At 69.8% G+C, this 18,008-nt stretch carries 15 protein-coding genes; 9 read left to right on the top strand and 6 right to left on the bottom strand.

The annotated features are described in order from the left end of the window. Positions 1 to 6 precede the first annotated feature (6 nt). Both ACZ7M2_RS17500 and ACZ7M2_RS17495 read right to left on the bottom strand, forming a co-directional pair. Positions 7 to 249, bottom strand: a complete 243-nt coding sequence (locus ACZ7M2_RS17500; RefSeq protein WP_471595967.1) for a DUF397 domain-containing protein — start codon at positions 247 to 249, stop codon at positions 7 to 9. Then, positions 246 to 1,073, bottom strand: coding sequence for a helix-turn-helix domain-containing protein (locus tag ACZ7M2_RS17495; protein WP_471595966.1), 828 nt, complete (start codon positions 1,071 to 1,073; stop codon positions 246 to 248). Before ACZ7M2_RS17495 ends, ACZ7M2_RS17500 begins: the two co-directional genes overlap by 4 nt. 114 nt (positions 1,074 to 1,187) lie before the next feature. On the opposite strand from ACZ7M2_RS17495, the gene ACZ7M2_RS17490 reads away from it, so the two are divergent. From ACZ7M2_RS17490 to ACZ7M2_RS17480, 3 genes are all read left to right on the top strand, one after another. Next, on the top strand, positions 1,188 to 1,625 hold the full coding sequence (locus ACZ7M2_RS17490) for an ATP-binding protein (protein WP_471595965.1): 438 nt from the start codon (positions 1,188 to 1,190) through the stop codon (positions 1,623 to 1,625). A 134-nt stretch (positions 1,626 to 1,759) separates the two neighbouring features. After that, positions 1,760 to 3,478 carry a PHP domain-containing protein gene (locus ACZ7M2_RS17485; RefSeq protein WP_471595964.1) on the top strand — a complete coding sequence of 573 codons (1,719 nt, stop codon included), beginning with the start codon at positions 1,760 to 1,762 and terminating at the stop codon, positions 3,476 to 3,478. Beyond that, positions 3,475 to 3,990 carry a hypothetical protein gene (locus ACZ7M2_RS17480; RefSeq protein WP_471595963.1) on the top strand — a complete coding sequence of 172 codons (516 nt, stop codon included), beginning with the start codon at positions 3,475 to 3,477 and terminating at the stop codon, positions 3,988 to 3,990. The genes ACZ7M2_RS17485 and ACZ7M2_RS17480 overlap by 4 nt, the downstream gene beginning before the upstream one ends. Before the next feature lie 100 nt (positions 3,991 to 4,090). On the opposite strand, the gene ACZ7M2_RS17475 is transcribed toward ACZ7M2_RS17480, so the two are convergent. Next, positions 4,091 to 4,252, bottom strand: a complete 162-nt coding sequence (locus ACZ7M2_RS17475; protein WP_471595962.1) for a hypothetical protein — start codon at positions 4,250 to 4,252, stop codon at positions 4,091 to 4,093. 336 nt (positions 4,253 to 4,588) lie between these two features. Here ACZ7M2_RS17475 and ACZ7M2_RS17470 point away from each other — a divergent pair, with 336 nt between their 5' ends. Next, on the top strand, positions 4,589 to 5,299 hold the full coding sequence (locus ACZ7M2_RS17470; protein WP_471595961.1) for a Crp/Fnr family transcriptional regulator: 711 nt from the start codon (positions 4,589 to 4,591) through the stop codon (positions 5,297 to 5,299). Positions 5,300 to 5,316: 17 nt separating this feature from the next. On the opposite strand, the gene ACZ7M2_RS17465 is transcribed toward ACZ7M2_RS17470, so the two are convergent. After that, a complete protein-coding gene (locus ACZ7M2_RS17465; RefSeq protein WP_471595960.1) occupies positions 5,317 to 5,835 on the bottom strand; it encodes a Pycsar system effector family protein in 519 nt (172 codons plus the stop codon). Positions 5,836 to 6,171: 336 nt separating this feature from the next. On the opposite strand from ACZ7M2_RS17465, the gene ACZ7M2_RS17460 reads away from it, so the two are divergent. The 3 genes from ACZ7M2_RS17460 to ACZ7M2_RS17450 are packed head-to-tail and all read left to right on the top strand — an operon-like array spanning position 6,172 to position 12,511. After that, positions 6,172 to 7,002 carry a hypothetical protein gene (locus ACZ7M2_RS17460; RefSeq protein ID WP_471595959.1) on the top strand — a complete coding sequence of 277 codons (831 nt, stop codon included), beginning with the start codon at positions 6,172 to 6,174 and terminating at the stop codon, positions 7,000 to 7,002. Beyond that, the gene (locus ACZ7M2_RS17455) at positions 6,999 to 11,531 is read left to right on the top strand and encodes a hypothetical protein (protein ID WP_471595958.1); all 4,533 of its coding nucleotides are present in this window, start codon (positions 6,999 to 7,001) and stop codon (positions 11,529 to 11,531) included. Before ACZ7M2_RS17460 ends, ACZ7M2_RS17455 begins: the two co-directional genes overlap by 4 nt. After that, positions 11,528 to 12,511 (top strand): tetratricopeptide repeat protein, encoded by a 984-nt coding sequence (locus tag ACZ7M2_RS17450; RefSeq protein WP_471595957.1) that lies wholly within the window; start codon positions 11,528 to 11,530, stop codon positions 12,509 to 12,511. The genes ACZ7M2_RS17455 and ACZ7M2_RS17450 overlap by 4 nt, the downstream gene beginning before the upstream one ends. A 118-nt stretch (positions 12,512 to 12,629) precedes the next feature. Here the strand turns inward: ACZ7M2_RS17450 and ACZ7M2_RS17445 are convergent, their stop codons facing one another. Together ACZ7M2_RS17445 and ACZ7M2_RS17440 are read right to left on the bottom strand one after the other, a co-directional pair. Next, positions 12,630 to 13,391 carry a hypothetical protein gene (locus tag ACZ7M2_RS17445; RefSeq protein WP_471595956.1) on the bottom strand — a complete coding sequence of 254 codons (762 nt, stop codon included), beginning with the start codon at positions 13,389 to 13,391 and terminating at the stop codon, positions 12,630 to 12,632. 87 nt (positions 13,392 to 13,478) lie between these two features. Beyond that, complete coding sequence (locus tag ACZ7M2_RS17440) at positions 13,479 to 14,138, bottom strand: RNA polymerase sigma factor (protein ID WP_471596044.1); 660 nt, start codon at positions 14,136 to 14,138, stop codon at positions 13,479 to 13,481. Between the two features lie 436 nt (positions 14,139 to 14,574). Between ACZ7M2_RS17440 and ACZ7M2_RS17435 the strand changes: the two genes are divergently transcribed. Together ACZ7M2_RS17435 and ACZ7M2_RS17430 are read left to right on the top strand one after the other, a co-directional pair. Further along, positions 14,575 to 15,069: a DUF1877 family protein gene (locus ACZ7M2_RS17435; RefSeq protein WP_471595955.1), complete on the top strand. Its 495-nt coding sequence runs from the start codon at positions 14,575 to 14,577 to the stop codon at positions 15,067 to 15,069. Between the two features lie 669 nt (positions 15,070 to 15,738). Next, positions 15,739 to 17,844: a transglycosylase domain-containing protein gene (locus ACZ7M2_RS17430; RefSeq protein WP_471595954.1), complete on the top strand. Its 2,106-nt coding sequence runs from the start codon at positions 15,739 to 15,741 to the stop codon at positions 17,842 to 17,844. The last annotated feature ends 164 nt before the right edge of the window (positions 17,845 to 18,008 follow it).

The following is an 18,008-nucleotide window of genomic DNA, read 5'->3' as shown; positions in this document are numbered from 1 at the left end:
GTGGACTCAGCGTGCGGCGAACTCCACGAACTCGGTCCAGGTGGTGGGGGAGAGGGTGAGTTGAGGGCCGGAGGTGTTCTTGGAGTCGCGGATGTGGATGGTGGTGGGGCAGGCGGCGACCTCGACGCAGTCGCCGGAGTCGTCGCCGCTGTACGTCGACTTGCGCCAGGCGAGGGCCACTTCGAGACAGTCCCCGTCGCCGCTGCTGCTGTAGCTGCTCTTGAACCAGGCTAGTTCGGACCTGCTCATAATGCTCCTCGCATCCGCTTCAGCAGGCTCCGGGAGTCGTCCGGGGTAAGAGCCTGTGAACGCAGTTTCGCATAGCGCATCTGGAGCACACTGATCGTTTTCGGACTGGCGACGAGCTGGCCGCTTTCCTGCCCCTCGCAGTAGCCGAACCACTCGTTCTCGGTAGTCTCCAGCAGTCGGATGGGCCCGTTGAGACCGGCGTGGACATGGCGTGCCATGGGCATTAACTGCAGCTCTACGTTGCGCAGTTCCGTGACTGCCAGGACGTGGTCGATCAGTTCCCGCGTTGCCTCCGGACCGCCGGTTCCCCGCTGGATGACGTACTCCTCGACGATGAAGCTGAACGCCGTGTTGGGCCGTTCGACGAGCAGCCGTTGGCGGTCCGCGCGAGCGGCGATCTGGGCCTCGATCTGGGCGTCCGTCAGCACGGGCACCCGTTCGTTGAAGAGAGTGCGTGCGTACCCCTCCGTCTGGAGCAGCCCCGGCACGAGCCGGTTCTCGAACGTATAGAGACTGATCGCCTGCTCCTCCAACTCCGCCCACTCGCGGAACCAGGACGCCAGACCCGGTTGCCGCGTGGCGTACTTCGCCGCTGCCCGCAGTACACCGAACCCGTCCAACACCTCCTCCGCCCGCTCCACATACGCCCGCGGCGGCAACCGCCTCCCCTGTTCGATCGACGCCACCGTCGACGGCTGGTACCCCACCAGGGGTGCGAACTCCTCCTGCGTCAGCCCCGCCCGCTTGCGGCAGGCCTTGTGGACCAGGCCGAACGTCTTGAGACTGTCCGACGGTTCGGGCTCGTTCGCGGTGCTGTTGGTCATGACGGGTATGGTCACGGACAGTGACTCGTACTGTCCATAGCGTGAACTCCTACAGAACCCGGCGTACGAGTGGCGTCGCTGGTCGACCGCCGTGATCCCCGGGACCGTTGAGCCATGCAAGGAGACACCCGGGCCCAAGAACCGGTCACCGTACGTACGTTCACGCAGCTGTTCAGCAGCACCCCGCGAGGGGCCCGGCTCGCGCGGCGGCTGGTCGCGAACCGGATGGACGCGTGGGGGTTCGCGTACGACGGCCAGGCGAGCGAGAGCGTGGTCCTCGTCGTCGCCGAGCTGGCCGCGAACGCCGTACGGCACGGGCATGTGCGCGGGCGCAGCTTCCGCGTACGGCTGGTGCTGCGCGACGGCGTCGTACGCGTGGAGGTGTCCGACGGGCGGACCGAGCGGCTGCCGGTGCTGCGGGAGCCGGACGGCGAGGGCGGGCGCGGGCTGGTGATCGTCGCCGCGCTGGCCGAGCGGTGGGGTGTGGAGCCCCGGACCGGGATGGCCTACAAGGTCGTGTGGGCGGAACTACTGGTAGGCCTGGGTGGGTAGTTGAGGTGGGAGTAGTGAGTCGACTCGCCCCCATCGCCCGCCGAACACGCGCCCGCCGTCCCCCGTTCACGTTCCGCACCGAATCTCCTCGTGGCGAACGCTCGCACGCACGGTGCACAACTCAGGAGGCAACGATGGGGCACGGGCATCACCACCACGGGCACAGTCACGATCACGGGCACGATCACAGCCACGGCCACGAGGGCGAGAAGCTGCCCGCCGCCTTCGACGTCTCCGTGCCCGACGAGGCCCTGACCCCCGAGCAGCAGTCGCGCCGCTCGATGCTGCGCCGCGCGGGACTGCTCGGCGCGGGACTCGCCGCCGGTGGCGTTCTCGCGCAGGGGGCGGCCGCCCCGGCGTACGCCTCCAGCTCCACGCGCGGTCGGAGACGGAACGGGTTCCTCTGGCTGTCCGGTGACCACCACATCCACACCCAGTACAGCAGCGACGGCAAGTACCGCGTCGGCGACCAGGTCCGTCAGGGCGCCCGGCACGGCCTGGACTGGATGGTCATCACCGACCACGGCAGCGAGACGCACGCCAAGATCGGTGTCGACAAGGTCAACCCGGACATCAAGGAGGCCCGGGAGAAGTACGAGGACACGCTCGTCTTCCAGGGCCTGGAGTGGAACATACCGGGCGCCGAGCACGGCACGGTCTTCGTCCACCCCGGCAGGAGCGAGGTCGCGGTCCTCAAGGAGTTCGAGACCTCCTACGACGGCAGTGTGAAGAACGCGAGTGGCTCGACGCCCGCCAACGAGGCGCTCGCCGTCGCGGGTCTCAACTTCCTTGCCGAGCAGGTCCAGCGGCGTCGCGTCAAGGACATCCTGATGCTGGCCAACCACCCCGCGCGCAAGGGCATCGACTCCCCGCACGAGATCCGCGCCTGGCGCGACGCGACCCCCGCGTCCCACCAGATCGCCGTCGGCATGGAAGGCGCGCCGGGTCACCAGGGCGGCGGCATCCCGAAGGCGTACGGCATGGGCAGCGGGCGCGGTCTGTACGACAACAGCCCGAGCGTCGACTCCTTCGGCGGCTACCCGCTGGAGAGCTACCGCACCTGGGGCGGCTTCGACTGGATGACCGCCACGGTCGGCGGCCTGTGGGACAGCCTCCTCGCCGAGGGCAAGCCCTGGTGGATCACCGCCAACTCCGACTCCCACCAGGTGTACACGGACACCGCCGTGCGGGGCGGCCCGGACAGCGACTTCCTCGCCAACGGCAAGCACACCGACCCGGTCTACGGCGGCAAGGTCGACCTCACCCAGGGCGACTACTGGCCCGGCCAGTACAGCCGTACCCACGTCGGTGCCGACGGCTTCTCGTACGCCGCCGTCATGGACGGCATCCGCGCCGGACGCGTGTGGGTCGACCACGGGCAGCTCATCAGCGGCCTCGACGCGCGGGTGGCGGGCGGCAGCCGCTGGGCGACCCTCGGCGGCGCGCTGCACGTCAAGAAGGGGCAGAGGGTCACGCTGACGGTCGACATCGCGCTCGCGGACGGGCCCAACTGGGCTGGTTTCGTACCGAAGTTGGCCCGCGTGGATGTCATCCAGGGTGATGTCACGGGCGCCGTCGCGGACAAGGACACCTTCACCGCGCCGACCGCCAAGGTCGTCCAGTCGTACGAGGTGAACAAGTCCACGGGCGTGGTGCGTCTGTCGTACTCCCTCGGCGCGATCGACCGCCCGGTGTACGTCCGGCTGCGCGGCACCGACGGCAACCGTTCCGCCACCGGTCTGATGGGCGCGGCGATCGACCCGGCGGGCCCGGCCGTGGACGTCGTCGGTGACGCGGACCCGTGGAAGGACCTGTGGTTCTACTCCAACCCGGTGTGGGTCCTGCCGTCGTGAACCCGCGGTACGTCATCGGGGTCGACACCGAGGTGAAGACCCTGCGCGAGGCCGATCACCTGCTCCGGGCGGTCGCGACCGAACTGGCCTTCCCCGAGGGCACGTTCGGTTGTACCCATCTGGTGCGCGGTGATCGGCCGCGCGTGGCGCTGTCCTTCGCCACGACGTCGCTCGCGCTCCTGGAGACCGTCCGGGAACGGCTCACCGCCCAGGGGTACGAGGTGTCCCAAGGAGCCCCGGACGCGATGGGCCGTGCGGTGCTGTACCCCGGCGCCGTGGACCTCACCGGCACGCTGACGGTCGCGGAACTGCTGTCGCACTCCGCGATCGACCGGGTCGTGGTGCTGGGCACGGCGGATCCGCCGCCGCCCGACCAGCGCCTCGTGACACGCGACCACGTACGACCGGAGTGGCGCGAAGGGCGACTGGTCCTGGCCGCGATGCCTGCCGCGGGCGGGACACTGGTCCCGTTCGAGGTCCCGGATCCGACACCGTGCTGCGCGGACCACTGACCCGACGAGGACGATCCAGGGAAGTCGGCCGGAACGACTCCGAGCCGGTGGTGGCCCGCGTCAAGGCGCGGTCCACCACCGGCTTTGCGTGGGGTGTGGCTCAGTGGTCGTCGCGGATGGTGGTCGCGATGCCGTTGCTGATCACGACCTCCGCGCTGAAGCCCTTCTTGGCGGCCTTCTCCAGTTGGGCCTCAGTGCACTCGGTGCCGCCCTCGCCGCCTGGACCCGTGTTCACGGCCTCGCAGATGTCGTCGTAGCCCACGATCTTGGTGTCCTCGGCGACGAGGAACTGCTGCTCGGTGCCCTTCGTGTCGGAGACCGTGTACGTGCCCGGCGCCCGCGCCCCACCGGGCGGTGGGCCGACAGTGGGTCAAGGCTTGGGGCGGAAGCCCCGCGGAACAGAGCGGTGATCAGCGCCGTACCGACGTCCGCCGGGTGCGGGTATCGGTGGAGAGTACGTGCAGGTGCACAGGGATCTTGTCGGGAACGCCGCGCTGCGGAAAGGTCTTGATGGCCAGTGGTCGGCGGTCGGTCTGCCTCGGTTGTCCCGGAGAGACTCTTCTCGGTGACCATGCCGGAACGCGGGAGGAGACGGCGGATGCACGTGACGGTGCCCAGCTGGTCCGGGGAATGGCCGGTGCGCAGTCTGCTGGGGAGGCTGCCGCCCCAGGCCCGGCGGGAACTGCTCGGCCTGGGGACCGAGGTCCGCTTCGATGCGGATGCCGTGCTGCTGCGGCAGGGGATGAACGACCGGCACGTACTGCTGCTGTTGTCCGGACTCACGAAGGTCACGGCGGTCGTGGAGAACGGTGAGACCTCGCTCCTCGCCGTCAGGGCCGCCGGCGACACGGTGGGCGAGATGGCCGCCATGGACGGGTCCGCCCCGCGCTCGGCCACGGTCACCGCGTGCGGTCCGCTGACCGCCCGAGTGCTGCCTGACGGCGCGCTGAGGGAACTCCTGCTGCGCCGTCCCGAGGTCTCCATGGCCCTGACCGCGGTTGTCGCCGACCGGCTGCGCTGGGCCAACCGCAGGCGGCTGGACTTTCGGGGGTATCCGGCGAAAGTGCGTCTGGCCCGGGTACTGGTGGAGCTCGCCGCGTCCTACGGAACTCCCCGGTCCGACAGGGTGGTGATCGACATCCGGCTGACGCAGCCGGAGCTTGCCACGCTGATCGGCGCCGCGGAGACGACGATCCAGAAGGTCCTGCGCGAACTGCGGGAAGAGGACCTGGTGGAGACGGGCTACCGTGCCACCCTCATCAGGGACCTGCCCCGGTTCAGGCGGCTCGCGGACCTGGTGGACCAATGACCGCGGCCGAACCGACGTCAGCCCAGTACCGGCTGTAGGGCCACGCTCAGCCCCGCGCTCACGCCCATGACGGCCGTGCACGCCACCGCCCCCGCCAGCCAGCGGTACTTGAGAACGGCGACGTGGGCGAGGAACCGCACGGTGTGCGACAACTCCCGGCGCTCCGCCGGGTCGTCCGCGGGCACGCCTTCGGAGGGCAGGATGTCGGGGCCCGACTCCAGGTGGACGAAGCCGTAGCGGTTGGCGGCCCGGTCCCGCAGCAGCCTCGGGCTCAGCACCGCGGCCAGACTCACCGCCCCACCGATCAGTCCGCAGACGAACAGGGCCAACAGCGTCCCTGCGAACACTCCGGCCACGCCTCCCTGTTCGCAGACGCGCACGATCCCACGACTCCATGCCCCTGCCGTGCCGGCCAGCCCGGCCTGCACCGCCGCCAGGATGCCGGCCTTGGCGTCCGCGTGCTGGTGGGTGGTCTGCAGTGCGGTGAACATGTACTGCGCGGGGCGGCTGTCGGCGTCCTGTCCGGTTGGCGCCATGGAGATCTCCTCTGATCGGCGGCGTGCTCAGTCCAGTAAGCGGGCGATCGCCACGACCGGACCAGCTACTTCTACGGGTTCTCGGGCCGCAGTACACGGCCCTTCTCCCCGCCGCACGGGCCTCGCGAGTCCCAGCAGATCCCGGCATTCCGTGAAACCACGCGGAACCCCGTGGAAATACAGGGTCCCCACCGGGACCCGGATGTACGACTTCAATGGCCGGCGCCCGCAAGGGGGGAGCGGGCGCCGGGCTTTTGTGGAGCAACCCCATGGGTTTGCGGTGGGGTTGGGTGAAGCGCCGGTATTCCCCCCGAAGTGCGTGTACCGAGAGGTGTCATGGCGAGAAACGGTAAGGACGAGCCGGGCGATGCGGGAGCCTTCGAGCGCAGACTGCTGCTGGCCGTCGACGCGAAGGGATACGGCGGCGCCGACACGTTGACGCAGCGCCAGTTCCAGGAGGCGATCAAGCGGTCGCTGGACGAGGCGGCGGACGCGGCCAAGCTGAAGCGTGCGAAATGGAAGACCCAGGTAGGCGGGGACTCGTTGTTCGCGGTCCTGCCCAGGAAAGCCTCCGAGCCGGCCCTGGTCGACGACTTCATGCGCAGTCTGGAGGCGAGTCTGCGGGCCTTCAACAGCGGCCGGGCGCCGGCGACACGGCTCAGGCTCAGGGCAGCCGTCCACTTCGGTGAGACCTCACCGGGAGCCAACGGCTTCGTCGGCAGTGCGCCGGTCGAGATCGGTCGCATCCGGGACTGCGCGGCCCTGCGCGCTGCCCTTGATCAGATGCCGGGAGCCTGTCTGGCTGTCGGTCTGTCGGCGACCGTCTTCCACGACGTCGTCAAGAGGAACGCGTACACCACCCTCGGCGAGCACGAGTTCCAGGAGGTGCCCGTCAAGGAGAAGGAGTACCGGGGGGCGGCCTGGATCTGGCTGCCGGGCGCCGATGTACGGCAGTTGGACCTGCGGTCCGCTGTGGAGGGCGAGCGGCGCGAGGTGGACGTGGTGCGGGGCCATGTGGACGTGGGCGATGTGACGGATGCGTACGTGGCCGGAGTGCGCACGGACCGGCCCACGGGCGCCTTCGAGGGCATCGTCAAGGCCGGCCAGGTGGGGCCCGGCGCAGTAGTGGTCGGGATGGAACAGAAAACCTCCGGGGACAAGAGGTGAGCGCCGGACGGACCCGGGCGCGCCGCGCCTTCGAGGATGTGGTCCGGGCGTGCACGGGGGCGGACTTCGTCGAGCGCGCCTGGCTGTACGACGAGGTCGAGCGGGCCCTGAAGTCGGAGGAGGACCAGTACGTCCTGGTGACGGGCGAGCCAGGAGCGGGCAAGACCAGCCTGCTCGCCGGTATCGCGCGCGCCCATCCCGACCGGCTCCGCTACTTCTTCAGACGGGACAGCCGGACCGCGGTCACCGGCGGGGACACCGAGTCGTTTCTGCTGAGCATCGGACATCAGCTCGCACGGGTGCGCCCGGAGCTCTTCGAACTGGAACGCCTCTCGGTCGTCGTCCAGCAGCACATCGACTCCGTACAGGCCGAGGGCCGGGTCATCGGGATCAGGATCGACGACCTGAAGGTCTCACCCTTCCACCGCACCGCCACCCTGGAGGTCCAACAGCGCCTCGGCAACGTGGAGGGCGAGGTCATCGCCGTCGACATCGGCACGGCGCACCTGGAGCCCCGTCTTCTCGACCCCGACAACCTGGCGCACCTGGCGCTGATCGGGCCCGCGCAGGTGTTGGCCGAACAGGATCCCGAGGCCAGGATCGTCATCCTGCTCGACGCGCTGGACGAGATAGCCGACGACCACACGGCGGAGCCGAGAAAAGGGCTGCTGCACTGGTTGACCCGTTCCCCCGAACTGCCCGCCAACGTCAAAGTGATCATGACTTCCCGGCCGCACGCCGGGATCCGGTTGTTCCGTTCGGCCCGGGAGGAACGGCTCACCGATGTGGTCATCGACGCCGACTCACCCCAGGTTGTGGGCGACCTCCACACCTACGCGCACCTCGTCCTGGAGCGGCCGGCCGTTCTCGCCGCCGAGCGCGCCAGGGGCAACCTCCCGGGCAGCACGAAGCGGCAGGCTGTCCAGCGTTCCGCCGGAAACTTTCTCTATCTGGCCACGTACACGCGGGCGCTGATCGACGCCACCGAGGAACGCGACGACGAACTCGTCGGCAAGCTGCTCGCCTTCAACGGCGTACCGGGCCGGCTGCCGGGACTGTACGGCTTCTTCGTGGAGTTGGTCCGCGAGGAACTCATGACCAGGCCGAGGGCAGGCACCGGTGAGCCGGCCGACGACTGGGCAGGGGCGGGCCTGCCGCTCATCGGCGTACTGACCGTGGCGAGAGAGGCACTGACGGAGGAGCAGCTCATGGCTCTGTCCGGCACCCCTGTCCGAGACGCGTCCGCGCGGAAGGTCCTCGCGAGCCTGCGCTGGCTCCTGGACCGCCGAAGCGATCGGATCGCCTTCTTCCACACCTCCATCAACGAGTTCCTCGCCGGAGAGGAAGCCCGTGAGAAGCACCCGGAGTGCTGGGTCGACGAGACCAGATGGCACGAACGGATCGCCCGCCATTACCGAGGCAGCGCACCCAACTGGGCTGACGTGGACTGGTCCCTGGTGGACCGTTACGGTCTCACGTACCTCGTCGCCCACATCCTGAAGTCCGGCTCGAGTGTCTTCGCCGAGGCTGCCGACCTGGTCTGCGCCGGTCTGCGGCGCGCCGTCAGAAACGAGTTCAAGGCTGAGCGCCGATTTCTCGAACTCGTGGACAGCATCGCCCATCACATGGCCGACACCGCACCCGTGGCCACCGGTCTCCCCGCGATGACGTACCTCGGCGTCGTACGCCACCAGGCCGCGCAGTCCAGCGGTGCGCTGCCGCCGCGGGTGATCGGGCTGCTCGCCCGGACGGGCCGCGTCAAGGACGCGCTGGAACACGCGAACGGGATCAGTCCGTCGCTGTGGCAGTTCATGGCCTTCGTGGAGATCCTGCGGCACGCACGTCCCGGCCCCGGCACACCCTCGGTCGACGAACTGCTCGACATGCTCGTCGAGTCCGCGTTGTCGGTTCCGAGCGAGGGCGTCGGCCGCAACAGCGACATCGACGCGTGGAGAGCGATCGAGGTGGCCGCACGGCTGCTGGCACCTCACGACCTCGAACGCGCCCTGCGGCTGTGGCGGCACGGACAGGAGACGGCGCCGCGATCGAAGGGCCCGGAGAGGGAACCGGACGCTGTGTACCGCGTCGCCGCGGTCGCCGCCGCCGAGCAGGAGGTGGACCGGGCCCGGGCACTCATCGGCGGCATCAGCGGTGAGCGCTGGGCGGACTACCTGGAGCTGGCCGAGCGTGCGGACTCCGCAAGCGCTGTCGAGCTGCTGTGGGAGGCCGAGGCGGCCCTGGAGAGCGTGGGCCCGGCAGTCCGTCTCCTTGGCCTGGCGAGGCTGGCCTCCGCATGGGCGGCGTACGACCCGGACACCAGCCGGGCCGTCCTCGCCGAGGTGCGCGCCCAGGTCTTCGTGGCCGGGGACGAGAAGGAGCTCGGCCCCCAACTGGCCAGAGCGGCAAGGGTGCTGGCGGATGTGGACCGGACCACTGCCCGTTTCCTGCTTGCCCGCCTGGACACGGTCGTGGTCAACGGCATCACGGAGCGCGCCGTCCTTGACGGTGCGGGGCTCTGGACCCGTTGGGGGTCGCCCGAGCGCGCACGGGCTCTCCTCGACCGGTACCAGGCAAAGGCCCTCACTACCTGGACGAGGCTCGACGCCATGAAAGCCCTCGGGGAGTCGGACCGAGCGGAGGAACTGCGGCTCGTCGAACGTGCCCACGCCGCCGTCCCCGGGCCGTCCGCCGATCCTCGGGCGAACGGATTCCGCAGCATGCGGCGCGACGATGACCTGATCGGCGTCGTACGGCGTATGGCCGCGTACGACCTGGCCAGAGCGGCACAGATGGCCAGGGGCATCCAGCGGACCGGATGGAGCGATGACTGGAGCGACGACTGGAGCGACGACGTGTCTTGGAGCCGGGGCGCCGGGGGCCCGGCCGGGTCCGCGACCTCGGCCGTGCACGGCCGCGACCGGTATTCGGTTCTCGCCTGCGTCGGTCATCTCCACCTCGCCCGGGGTGAGGAGGCCCAGGCCGCCGCGATCCTGGACGAGGCGCTGCGCAGCGTGGAGAACCCCGCCCCGCTCAGAGGCGGCGATGGTGCCGGCGCGAGCCTCGCGAGTGCCACTCACGAGTCGAGCGAGCCTCCCGCCAGAAACCAGGCGGAAGAGGTGAACGTCTTCGGAGTCGCGGCCTGGATGAACGTCGACCAGCACTGGTCCGCCCGTGCGCGGAACCACTTCTTCCGCACCCCGGCCGACGTGGTCCGCGCCGTCGAACTGGGGGCGCACAGCAGCACGGCCGCAGTGGTACGCCGGTTCGCGGGGCGGCTTGCGCACCGGGACCTCCCCCGCGCGGGATCCCTCATCGGCTCGATCGCCGATCCCGCCGAGCGTGCCATCGGTTTCGCCGAACTGCACCGGGCCGCCCATGGCCCCGACAACAGCGATTCCCATCATGGCCGTGACGCGGACGCCTTCTCGAAGGAGATCGACCGAGCACTCGGGGAACTGCCGCGCTACCGATGGACCATCGGCGTCGCCGAGATGCGAGCGACGGTGGGGGAGAACTACGCGTTGGCGTACGTCCGTGCCGACTACCGTGTTCGCTTCGAGCTGGCCGTGCATGCCCTGGGCTGCCGGATGGAGGACATGCGAGGACTTGAAGGGCTGGCGTACCTCGAGCACGCCTATGGGCAATCTCTTCTCGCGTGGGGGTCCTTGGTGTACGCCAACGACTTGATCGCGGGCAAGCGCCCTCATCCCGACTTCACACAATTCCATCTGCTGAACCTCAGCCCCGTACAGGACCTGACGAAGAGCGACGCGCCGACCAGGAGCGCACTGGCCGCAGCCGCGTACCAGGAACACCGGATCGCCCGCGAGGTGCCCGGCTACCGCGCCAAGCCGCGGCACATACGTTTCGAGGACCCGGTCTACGACGCGGCAGTGGACCTCGTGACCCCGGAACCCGGAGCACCTCTCAGCTCCGCGTTCACCCGGAAGGTACGGAAGATACTCGACGACGGTCCGCTTCCCGCAGCCGCCGACCTGCTCGTCTTCGCCGCGGAGGTCAGGCCGGAACACGAGCGCGAACTCCGTGAACTGGGCGAAGCGGTCGTCGCGACGGCCTCGGACGGTTCCGCGATCGGGGTGGACGCCCTGGCCACCCTGGCAGCCTCGCAGCTCCTCGGTGACCTGGTGGACCCCGTCGCCCTCCTGCACGAGGCCGGCCGCTGCACACTCCACTGGCCGGGCGAGAGCTGGATCCCGGCCGATGCGACGGCCCGACTGTTTCCCGTCCTGCTGGAGCGCGCGCCGACGGTCGCGCTGCGCAAGTTCTACGAAGTCGCGTCGACGAATTGGTCCTTCGCCATGTCACTGCTGGAACACGCGCCGGACGCCGTGCTCGAGGCACTGGGCACCGACGCGGCGGCCACGCTCGGCTCGGCCGTCGCCCGTGGTCTCGCCTGTACCTCTCCCACGGGTACGGCGCCCGACGTCGTGGACGGTGTCCGGCTGGCGCCACTCGTCGCCACCGCCGCCGCCCGTGCGGGCCGTCCGGACGGGCAGGACGCGTCGTGACACATCCCGTCGACCCCGCGGTGCGGCAGGCGCACACGGACGTCCTGAACCTGTTCCGCAAAAGCACCGCCGGAGAGTCGGCCGCGGTGTGCCGGACGGCCCGGGACCGGCTCGCGGCCCTGCCGAACCTTGACCCGGACGATCCGAGCACGTGGGCCTCGTACGAACTGATCACGGCGGACGTACAGACGCTGCTCGGCTATCTGCGCGAGGCCGGTGTGCCGAGCAGCGAACCGGAGCGGTTCCGCTCCCTGGTGATCAGCGTCCTCCGGTATCTCTACGTGGCCGACCAGGCCGATCCCGGTGCTCTCCTGGCGGAGCTCGTCCACAGGGACTGGCAGACGTGGATCGGGGAGTCGCACGACCACACCCTGGAGGCTGCTGGACGGCTGGCCGCCTGCCTGCATGCACTCGACGACTCGGAAAGGGCCCGGCCGGTGTTCGAGAGGATTCTTCGGCTGCGGTCGGGGAAGCACGGCGACGACCATCCCGACACCCTCCTCGCGGCCTGCAACATGGGTGCGTGTCTCAACCAACTCCAGGATTTCGGCGCCGCGTTCCGGCTGAACACTGGCACCGTGGGGCGATGTGAGCGCCGGCTCGGCAAGGACGACCGGACGACGATCCTGGCCACGCAGAACCTCGCGGGAAGCCTCTTCGGGCTCGGGGAGCTGGAGAGGGCGCTGACGCTGTACCAGGAGATCCACCGGCGCCACAGACGCGTGTCGGGAGAAAACTCCCTGACGACGCTCGACGCGCAGGCGGGCATCGCCATCACCCTGCACAAGCTCGGCGACTACGAGGCGGCACGCGTCATCAACGCCGGCCTGCTGCCGAGAATCGAGGCAGTGGCCGGAAAGGACTACTCGGGTACCAAGCACACGCGCACGCGTCTGGAGATGAACCTCCGTGCGCTCGGGCGGGACAAGGAAGCCGATGAAGTGCACGGCGGGATTCCGAATTTCCTGCCGCCGCCTTGAGGCACCCGGGGACGCGCCCGGCCGGTCTCTCGGCGGGCACCGCGGACCAAGACCCCGGCCATGACGGGCGGTTCGCCGTCCGTATCGAGCACTGATCGGGCACGGCGGGGGCCAGGGGCTACTTGTGTTTCCCGTTGCCCTTGTCGCCGCTTGCCTGGCCGTTTCCGGCCGCGCTGTTCGTGCCGCCGGAGTTGTTGCCGGAGGCGCCCGTGCTCCCCGCCTTGCCGTTGCCGGTGGACCTGCCCGGCGCGGCCGTCGCCCGCGCCAGCTGCTCGGAGCAGTACGCGGCGACGTGGTCCTTACCGCCGGCGGCCGTGACGAGTTGCTGCCAGGCCGTCGCCTCGAGCGCTTTGCCGCGGTCCTTGATGTGCTCGTAGGCGCGGCAGTGGGCTTCGGTGTTCTTGGCGGTGGCTGGGCCGTCCGTAGGTCCGTGGCCGCCGGAGGGTGCCGACGAGCCCTGACCGCCGGGCTGGTCCGGGGCGACCGCCGACGGGTGCGCGGCCCCCCGCCCGGCACCGTCACCGTCCGTGGACGAGCCGACGGAACCGATGGCCGCGACCGCGACTCCACCCAGCGTGAGGCTGGCGAACACCACGCCGAACGTCATCTTCACAGGACGCCTGGCACGCCGCTCCGCGGGCAGCCGCCAGTCGTCCCGGCGCCGGGTACGCGCCCGGTGCGCGCCTGCGCCCTGGGTGGCCCGGAAGCCGGCCAGGGCCCGCTGCTCGGCCTCGGGGTCGAGATGACCTTCGCGTAGGGCGGCGCCCAGCATCGTTTCCAGCGTGGTGGCGTCACGCACCTCCCACGGGCCGGACGCGGCGCCGCCGGGGTGCACACGTCGACGGCCCGGAGCTCCGTCGCCGCTCAGCCGTTCACCCATGTCCGCTTCCGTTCCTGTTCGACCGGTTTGATTCGTTCGGCGTACCGGGCGTGATGCCTGTCCGTCGGTCACTGTTGCCGTTGCCGTTCATTTCGACTTCCCCAGCGTTCGGGAAGCCTCATCCGTCACACCCTCGTCCGCTTCGCCGGCGACGCCCAGCTGGCGGGCGAGGCGTTTCAGGCCTCGGTGGGCGGCGGTGCGCACCGCTCCGGGGCGCTTGCCGAGGACGCGAGCGGTGGCGGGACCGTCCAGGCCGACGACGACCCTCAGGAGCACGGCCTCGGCCTGGTCCCGCGGCAGCCCGCGGACCAGTTCCAGCGCCCGCTCGGTGGACAGGGCCTCCAGAGCCTCTTCATGGGTGCTGTGCCGGCTGGGCAGATCCAGTACGTCCTGTTCGGTCCCGCCTGGCCGGGGCCGCACGCGCTGGCGGCGCAGATGGTCCAGCGCCCGGTGCCGGGCGATGGTCGAGGTCCAGCCGCGGAACCCGGCCCCGTCCCCCTTGAAACGGCCGAGGTCGCGGGCTATCTCCAGCCAGGCGTCGGAGGCCACGTCCTCCGCGTCGTCGCCGACCAGGCCGCGCAGATAGCCGAGCAGGCCCGGCTGCACGATCCGGTAGGCGACCGCGAAAGCGGTCTCGTCGCCGTCCTGGGCCCGCGCGACTGCCGTGCCCAATTCCCCGTCGTACGCCTGTACGCGCCGGGCTTGTCGTACCTGGCCCAAGACTGTCCTCGTTCGTACCGGGTTCATGGCGAGTGCTTGCCGTCCGTCGTGCTCCGGTCGCATCGACGGCCCCATGGTGACCAGCGTGTGATCTCACAGAAGTGTCACAACGCCAGGGCATCCCGGGTCGGGTGAGACCTCCTTGGCGCCTCGTCGATCCGGTGTGCGTGGACGCGGCGCGACCGCCGCACCCTCCCCGGGACCTCTCTCCGTGCCGCTTCCGACTCCCCTCGTGAGCGGCACGGAGAGGGACGGGGCGGCCGGAAGGGCTCTCGTCTCCCGCTGTGTCGTCACATACGAAAAGAGCGAGGCCGGCGGTCGATCCGTCACCCTGGTCCGGGAGATTCCCGGCAACTGGCGCGTGTCGCCCCACCCTCGCGCGCACGACGGTCGAGGTGCCTTCCCCGCAACGGGGTCCGTCGGGCCACGTAATGCTTCGGCGTCCCCGTGCGCTCCCTCTGGCATGAGTACCTACCTCCGTCTGCGAGCGGTGCCGCCTCCCGCGCTGCGCAACAGCACGACCTGGCTTGAACGGCTGTTCGATGACGACTCGGAGACCGTCCGGCACCGGGTCGGCCGGCACCGTGAAGGGGCGCTGGGCAAGCGTTATCTGGACCAGGAGCGCATCTATGCCGGCGCTCCCGCGCATCCTGCCGAGGGTCGGCCCCAGAGCCAGGTCGTTCTCGGTGGCCGACGGGTGTTCCGCACCGACCGGCACAAGCCGCCGTTCCTGGTGCTGACGGCGGCCCAGGCCCGCCGGGTGGCCAGGTTCTTGGCGAGGGCCGACTTCGACGCGCTGTGGGATTTCGCCCGCGACGAACTGCTGCCGCGCTACGGCGGCGTGGCCGCGGAGTCCGAGGCGTGGTGCGCGTTCGCGGCGGCGCACCAGGAGTTGAGGGCGTTCTACGCACAGACGGCCGAGTGCGGAGACGCTGTGGTGAAGTGGCTGCCGGCCTGAGGCGCGCGAAGGGTTCGGGTGGGGAATCCGCGGCCGGTTGAGGCACCGCGTGTCCGCCCCCGCCGAGGGTGAAACGGCATGCTTACTCTCCGCCGGCCTCGCGCACGCCGGCCGTCCTCCCGTGCGCGGGCCCCCGGGCAAGCCGTCGTCGCGATTGCCTATGTATGGGCATGTTCGTTCCTTTCGGTCCAGTTGGTCCGTACGGCGAGGCCGAGGTGTAACACTTCCGGCCGAGTTCGCTCTTTCCATGCGGACGACCGCGTCGGTCGGCCAGGACAGGGGGCACGGCTCGCGCAGTGGACGCACTCGGAGTACGGCACCCGTGCGACGGGGACGGACCCCCGGCGGTCCGTCCGCGTCGATTCCTCCGGATTCCACGCACCCGACCACACCCCGGTTCAGGCAGCCCGGACCGTCCGAGACACCACAGTGGTACTGAGAGGACAGTGATCAGAGTCCATGAGCGGACACCGGCGCCGACCGCCGCAGCGTTCCGTCGGCGGCACACGTGCCGGGGGTGACCGCGCCACGGGCCGCCGGGCCGCACACCGTGACCAGGCCCCACGACAGGACGTGCCAGGCCGCGACAGGAGAAGCGCGCCACAGAAGAAACGTTGGATCGACTACCCGCGCCGAGACAGGACGGGCCCGCGCCGCTGGCTGCCGTCGGTGCGCCACCTGCTGGCGCTCTTCCTGCTCCTCCTCGGCAGCACGGCAGCGGCGGTCGGCTATGCCTACGCCACGGTCACCATCCCCGACCCCAATCCCACGGCACTGCTGCAGAACAACGTCTACTACTGGTCGGACGGCACCGTCCTGGCCACCGACGGCAGCGTCAACCGGCAGAACGTATCGCTCTCGCAGGTACCCGCCGACGTGCGGTGGGACTTCATCGCCGCGGAGAACGCCTCCTTCTACACCGACCCGGGCATCGACCCGCAAGGAATCCTCCGCGCCGTCTTCCACATGGCCGAGGGCGGCTCCGTCCAGTCCGGATCGACGATCACCCAGCAGTTCGTCAAGAACACCTACCTGGATCAGTCGCAGACGGTCTCACGCAAGTTCAAGGAACTGCTGATCTCCACCAAGATCGGCGCCGCCATGACCAAGGAGCAGATCCTCCAGGGGTATCTGAACACCTGCTTCTTCGGCCGTCAGGCAAACGGCATCCAGGCCGCTGCCCGCATGTACTACAACCTCCCCGTGGACAGGCTCGACGTGAGCCAGGGAGCCTTCCTCGCCGCAGCGGTCAACGAGCCGAGCCTCTTCCAGCACGCGGAATCCGATCCCGCGGCCAGGGCACAGGCAAAAGCACGCTGGTCCTGGGTGCTCGACCGGATGGTGAAGACCGGCAAGCTGACGACACAACAGCGGGCACGGTACGCGGCCGCCGGATTCCCCGTACCCAGGAGGTGGACCCCCGGTTCGGGACTCACGGGCGAGACCGGCTACCTGGTCCAGCTCGCCAGGTCGTATGCCGAGACACACGACCCGGCCATCACCGACAGCAGCCTGAGCAGGGGCGGCTACCAGATCCACACCACCTTCGACAGGAAGAGGACGGCGGAACTGACGAGGGCTGTCGCCGCGGTGCGCACGCAACGCCTCGACCCCGCCCACCGGCCCGTCGACCGGGACGTCCAGGTGGGAGCAGCCTCGGTGGAACCCACGACCGGCAGGATCCTCGCCGTCTACGGCGGCCCCGGCTTCGACCACGCCCACTACTCGGACAACGCCGACACCTCCGGCGTCCCGGTGGGATCGACCTTCAAGCCCGTCGTCCTCGCCGCCGCGCTCCAGCACGGAGCCGTACTGCGACCCGGCAAGTCCCCGGAGCCGATCACCCCGGCCAGCAGGTTCAACGCTGACGACGGCATCGAGATCAAGGACCAGCAGGGCAACCGCGTCGCCGACCCCAAGGACCCCACCGGACTCCTCCACCAGCACAACGACACCCCCCAGCGCTGGGGCTACATCCCTCTGCGCAAGGCCATGGAGCAGTCGGTCAACACGCCGTACGTGCAACTGGGAGAAGATGTCGGCTACGGGAACGTGGCGAGGACGGCACAAACCCTCGGCCTGCGCCCGGGCAGTCTCGCCGCCCCCAGCGCCGGCTTCTACATCGGCACCTCGACACCGAGCGCCATTCGCATGGCAGGCGTGTACGCGACCTTCGCTGCCGACGGGATGCAGGCCTCCCCTTACTCGGTGACGAAGGTCACCCACAACGGCTCGGCACTGGCCGGCTTCTCCGCCCCCGCCCCCGCGAGAGCCCTGCCGGCATCGGTCGCCGGCAACGTCACCGACGTGCTCCGGGGCGTCATCGCCCGGGGCACCGGTACCAAGGCCCAGGCTCTCGGCAGGACCGCGGCGGGCAAGACCGGGACCACTGACGACTACCGTTCGGCCTGGTTCATCGGCTACACCCCGCAACTCGCCACCTCTGTCGTCCTCTTCCGAGAGGACTCGAACCACCCACAGCTGCAGTCCCTGGCAGGCGTGGGTGGTCTGCAGAAGGTGTTCGGCGGTGACATCCCCACCGAGATCTGGACCCACTACATGCGTGACGCCCTCGCAGGTCTGCCCGATGCCCCCTTCCCCGCCCCCGTCACCCTCGGCCACGGCGCCGACGAGCCCGGCGCTCCCACGCCCTCTTCGTCCGCGGCCCCCGTCAAGCGGAACGGCAAGACCGGCAAGAGGGCGACCAGCACGGCCGCCCCCGCACCGGGCGCCCCGATAACGCGCCCCAAATGCCACCACCACCGGTGCCGTTGACCCCGGCAGCGCAGTGATCTGCGTCACCGCGGTCTGTCGCCCCGTGATGTTCGTCGGACGCGGTGCGCTGTAGAGGGCGGCCACCTGTGTGACGGGTGTGCCTCATATGACTTTTTTCTGTGGCCTTTCCGGGCCTTCTAGGGGTGGATACGTCGTGGGTCGTC

This window comes from Streptomyces sp. NPDC111507 (assembly GCF_055638955.1).
This window is presented reverse-complemented; position numbering and strand designations above follow the sequence as displayed.